Genomic DNA, 4,776 nt, shown 5'->3' on the forward strand with positions numbered 1-4,776 from the left:
CGCCTCTGCCGGGCCCGCCGGCCGCGCGGGGGCGGGTGCCAGCGCAGGCGCCCCTTGCTCCATCGGGGCAGCCACGAGTCGTGCTGGAGGTCCGCGAGCGCGCGCAGCACGGGCGGGACGCCGTCCTCGTCGGGCTCAGCACCCTCGGTGAGGCCGGCACGCCGGCAGGCGCGCGTCCAGGCCCGCTGCGGGGTCGCGCCGGCGCGCAGGAGGCTGGCGACCTCGGTGAGCAGCAGGCCGAGGTCCGGTTCTGGTGCCCCGGTACGTCGGGAGTGCAGCGCGTCAAGCGCCGCCTGCCGCATCGTCGGGCGCGCCTGGGCCGCGGGGGTGCCCGTGGTCCAGCCGCGGGGCAGGTCGCGGCGGGCCGGCAGCAGGAGCACGGCGGCGGCCAGGGCGACCAGGACCGCCGCGATCCAGGCACCCGACACCGGGCCTCCCGCCGTCCCACCCACCAGCCCAGTCAGGTGGGCTACCGGGGGTGGGATCGCGGCCGGACCCGCCACGCAGGCCACGCCCACCCAGCTGGTCGCGCCCGTCATACCGATCTCCTCTCCCCCGCCCCGGGCAGTCCGTCAAGGCCGGCACGGGCCAGGGCCTGTGGGCCGATCCGATCCCGCAACGCTGATACGGCCGGGCCGGGTCTGAGTCGGCCGTCGCCCGTCACGTGCAGGGCCTCCTCGCAGATGAGCACCGCTCCGGCCGGGCTTACCCCGCGCCGCAGCACTCCGATGGAGGCGACGTACCGGCGTGCCCCGGTGGTGCCGGCCTGCCGACGCAGGTGGACGACGGCGTCGAGGGCGCTGGCCGCCTGGGCGGCGACGGCCGCCTCGTCGAGTCCCGCGAGGGCCCCCAGGGCGGTCAGGCGGGCAGGGACGTCGGCGGGAGAGTTGGCGTGGAGGGTGGCCCAGCCGCCCTCGTGGCCGGTGTTGAGGGCGGTGAGGACATCGCGCACCTCGGGGCCGCGGCACTCTCCCAGCACGATCCGGTCGGGCCGCATGCGCAGGGCGGTGCGCACCAGGGAGGTCATGGCGACCGCCCCGACGCCCTGGACGTTGGCGCCGCGTTCCTGGAGGTGGACGACGTGGGGGTGGCAGGGGCGCAGCTCGCTGGCCTCCTCGATGCACACGATGCGCTCGGTGGCCGGGACGAGTGAGAGCAGGGCGGCCAGGAGGGTGGTCTTGCCGGTGCCGGTGGCGCCGGTGACCAGGCAGCTGGCGCGGCCGGTCACGAGGGCGGCCAGGACCTCATCCAGGCCGGGGGCGATCGTGCCGGCGGCGGTCAGCTCGTCCAGGGTGAAGCCGCGGCGGCGCTTGGTGCGCAGACTGATGAGAGTGCCATCGGCGCTTAGGGGCGGCAGCACCGCGTTGAGTCGGGTGCCGTCGGGCAGGGTGGCATCGACGACGGGGCAGGCGTCGTCGAGGCGCTTGTGCGCGGAGGCGGCCATGCGCACGGCCAGGGCCCGCACCTCGGGCTCATCCATGGCGGCTGCGGGGATCGGTTCGAGGCCGCGCCCCCGGTCGATCCAGGTGCGCCCGTCGCCGACGAGGACGTCGGTGACGCCCTCGGTCTCGATGAGGGGCTGGAGGATCGGCCCGGCACCGTCGACGTCGGCGCGCACCCGCTGGCCCAGGCGCGCCATCCCCACCTGTCCGGTGGCGGGGGCGGCGGCGTCGTTGAGGGCCTCCTCCAGGCCCACGCCGCGGGCCAGGGCGCTGCGGACACGGGCGAGCTCGGGGCCGTCTGCCCCACCCCCGCCGGAGGCACCCGGCTGACCGGGACTTACCGGGACCATGACTGCCTCCTGGGCTGATCGCCTGACTGATTCACTGACTGGCTCGTTGGCCGGCTCGCCGACTGGTTCAGTGAGCAGGTCCCCGGCGCTGCGGCGTCGGCGAGCCGGGGCAGCAGCTCGCGGGCCAGGGCGCTCGCGGCGCGCCGGAGGGCCGAGCGGGACCGCACCGGGTCCTCCCCGAGGGCCAGCCGCTTGGCCAGGACCCGGTCGGTGGGTACCTGTCCCAGGACCGGGCAGCCGGTGATGAGCTCGAGGTCCTCAGCGAGGACGTCCTCACCTACCTGGCGCGCCACGAGCCAGACCGGCACCCCAGCAGCGGCGTCGGCCGTGGCGGCTTCAGCATCGGCGGCCTCACGACCGCCGGGCGCCGTGCCCCGCAGTCGCGAGGCGATGCTCTCGGCGGCGACGGCCGAGCGCAGGTCGAGCCCGGTGACGATGAGGACCCCGGCGCCCGGCGGCGGGGGTGCCCCGCGGGGCAGGTCCACCAGCACGACGTCGTGCTCGGCCCGCATAGCCTCCAGGACCGCCGTCGCGCACGGCAGGGGGCCTCCGCGCACGTCCCCGGTGAGGACCGGCATGGCGTGCCACGCGGGCAGGGCTCCGACGAGGTGGCCGGGCCGGAAGGCCGACTCCTCGGCCGGCAGGTCCGCCCAGCGCAGTCCGGTCAGGACGCTCTGCCCGCACAGGAGGTCCAGGCCGCCGGTGGGGTCGAGGTCCATCATCGCCACCCGTCTGCCCGCGCGGCCCAGCGCCCACGCCAGGTGCAGCAGCAGGACGCTGGCCCCCAGGCCCCCGCGGGCGCCGGTGACGGCCAGGACCTGTGCGGCACGACGTCCGCGGCCAGTCCCGACGGGGGTGGACGCCCACAGCGGCTCCGACGGTGGTTCCGGCGGTGACTCCGACCGTGAGCAGCCCGAGCGCGCCAGTCCCTGGCTCGTCCCCCTCTCCCTCGTCCGTGTCTCACCACCGGGATGCACGGGCCGGTCGGCGGAGGGCCTCAGGGGAGGGAAGGACACGTCCCGGCCGTCCCACACCTGCGATCCTCCCGCCGCTCCCGAGGCCGGCGCCTCCTCCCCAGGCTCCTGCACCGTCTCCTCCCCGAGCTCCTCCAGTGCCGGGATGGTCAGCGTCTCCTCCGACTGCTCCCACTGGCCCGGTTGTCCCCTGCGGTTCCCCGCTGGAACAGGCGCCTGCCTCACGGGCATCCTCACCGGCATCGTCCTCTCCTTCGCATATCTCCACGTTGTCCTACGCCCATCCCCCGCCCATCCCCACGGCCTATCGACCGTTCCGGCGGTCGTTGGCACAGCGGCTCTCACCGGCTCCCCGGCCGGTACCCCGCACGAGCGGTACTGGAACACCGCGGACGGCTCTCCACCAGGGTGCGGGCCCGCCTGCGGCTGCGCTCGGCGGCGTCGTCGGCCCTGTGGAGGAGGGGCGCAGAAACGCGCCTGTGGCCCCGCGCCCGCCGCGTCCCACCGCGCCTCACCGTGGCCCGGGGCCGCCCAGCGCGGCAGCCTCGGCGACGACGCAGGCAACCGCGGGGCTCACACGCCTGACACCGGAGCTCCCCTCGTGGTGAGATGGGTCCATGAGCGCGCAGGACCGCGCAAGCGCCCCCTCCCGACTGCCGGCGACGTCACCGGTGACGGCATCGTCCGCCCCACCGGCTGCGCCGGAACTCCCCCCTGCCGGGCCGGCCCCCACCGGGCACCGTGCGGCGGCCTACTTCGACCTGGACAAGACGATCCTGGCGACGTCGTCGACCTGGGCACTGGGGACCCCGATGCGGCGCAGCGGTCTCATCTCCTCCCGCGCCCTGGCCTACGGGCTCATCGCCCAGATCCCCTACCTCCTGGTGGGCGCCGGCACCCAGCGCTCCAGCAGCCTCATGGAGCATCTGGCCCTCATGTCGGCCGGCATCAGCCGCCGGGACCTGGTGGAGGTCGTCGAGGGCGCCCTGACCACGGCCATCGAGCCGGCCGTCTACGCCGAGGCCCTCGACCTCATTGAGGGCCACCGCCGGGCCGGACACGACGTCGTGGTGGTCTCGGCCTCCATCTCCGAGATGGTCGCCCCCATCGCCCGCCTCGTCGGGGCCGACCGGGCAGTGGCCACCCACATGGAGGTCGGCGAGGACGGCCTGTTCACCGGGCGCATCTCCCGCTCCATGCTGCACTCGGAGAAGGTGGTGGCGCTGCACGAGGACGCCGCCGCCCACGGCATCGATCCGGCCCGGTGCTGGGCCTACTCCGACTCCATCTCCGATGAGCCGATGCTCAGCGCCGTCGGCCATCCGGTCGCCGTCAACCCCGACCGGGACCTGCGGCGCCTGGCGCAGGAGCGGGACTGGCCGGTGCGCGACTTCGCCCGCCCGGTGCGGCTGCGGCCGCGCTGGGAGCCACCGAGCCTGTCGACCCGAGCCTCGGTCATCGCCCACGTGGCCGGCGTGCTGGCTGTCGGGGGCACCGCTGCCTGGCTCGTGGCCCGACGCCGCCCGCGCGGCGCCCGCGGCCTCTGAGTCCTCCGGCCGGGCTCAAGCAGGGGTGAGCCTGGCTCACCTGGGCGGCCCGACTCACCCGGCCCGCCAGGTGCCGGCCTGCACCGCCCGGCACAGGCGCTGGGCCTCCTGAACCCCCGCGAGCACCGCCTCGGCCTGCCACACCACCCAGGCCACCACCCCGTCCATGGTGCCCGAGGCGTAGGCCCCGGCGGCCTCGGCGTAGGCCGCCGGCACCCGCCCGGGGTAGAGGTCGGTGACGGCCGTACCGGTCGGCTCGAGCCCGTCACGCACCAGGAGGTGACGCACGAGCAGGCGCCCCACGGCGGCGTTCCCGGCGGTGAAGGGGCGGGCGGCCAGCATCTCGGCGTGCACGATGGCCGCCCGCACCAGCGCCGGCGCCTGCGGCGCCTCGATGAGATCGACCAGCCCCGCCAGCCTCGCCGCCAGCTCCTCACCCTGCGGCGCGCCCCCCGGACCGCCC

General features: G+C 76.0%; 4 protein-coding genes and 1 pseudogene. 1 reads left to right on the forward strand and 4 read right to left on the reverse strand.

All coding sequences use genetic code 11. From position 1 onward, the window contains the following. The 3 genes and pseudogenes from HMPREF3165_RS13315 to HMPREF3165_RS10050 all read right to left on the reverse strand — a co-directional run. Nucleotides 1–539, reverse strand: a pseudogene (locus HMPREF3165_RS13315) (hypothetical protein); the annotation flags it as partial. Then, on the reverse strand, nucleotides 536–1,792 hold the full coding sequence (locus tag HMPREF3165_RS10045) for a TadA family conjugal transfer-associated ATPase (RefSeq protein ID WP_070513079.1): 1,257 nt from the start codon (nucleotides 1,790–1,792) through the stop codon (nucleotides 536–538). The pseudogene HMPREF3165_RS13315 and the gene HMPREF3165_RS10045, both read right to left, overlap by 4 nt. Then, on the reverse strand, nucleotides 1,780–3,009 hold the full coding sequence (locus HMPREF3165_RS10050; protein ID WP_070513082.1) for a nucleotide-binding protein: 1,230 nt from the start codon (nucleotides 3,007–3,009) through the stop codon (nucleotides 1,780–1,782). The genes HMPREF3165_RS10045 and HMPREF3165_RS10050 overlap by 13 nt, the downstream gene beginning before the upstream one ends. Before the next feature lie 374 nt (nucleotides 3,010–3,383). Here HMPREF3165_RS10050 and HMPREF3165_RS10055 point away from each other — a divergent pair, with 374 nt between their 5' ends. After that, nucleotides 3,384–4,313, forward strand: coding sequence for an HAD family hydrolase (locus tag HMPREF3165_RS10055; protein ID WP_070513085.1), 930 nt, complete (start codon nucleotides 3,384–3,386; stop codon nucleotides 4,311–4,313). 54 nt (nucleotides 4,314–4,367) lie between these two features. On the opposite strand, the gene HMPREF3165_RS10060 is transcribed toward HMPREF3165_RS10055, so the two are convergent. Next, nucleotides 4,368–4,776, reverse strand: a 409-nt coding sequence (locus tag HMPREF3165_RS10060; RefSeq protein WP_141745046.1) for a Fic family protein, incomplete at its 5' end; no start/stop codon positions are given.

The sequence above is a fragment of the Actinomyces sp. HMSC08A09 genome (genome assembly GCF_001807465.1).
Lineage (GTDB): Bacteria > Actinomycetota > Actinomycetes > Actinomycetales > Actinomycetaceae > Actinomyces > Actinomyces oris.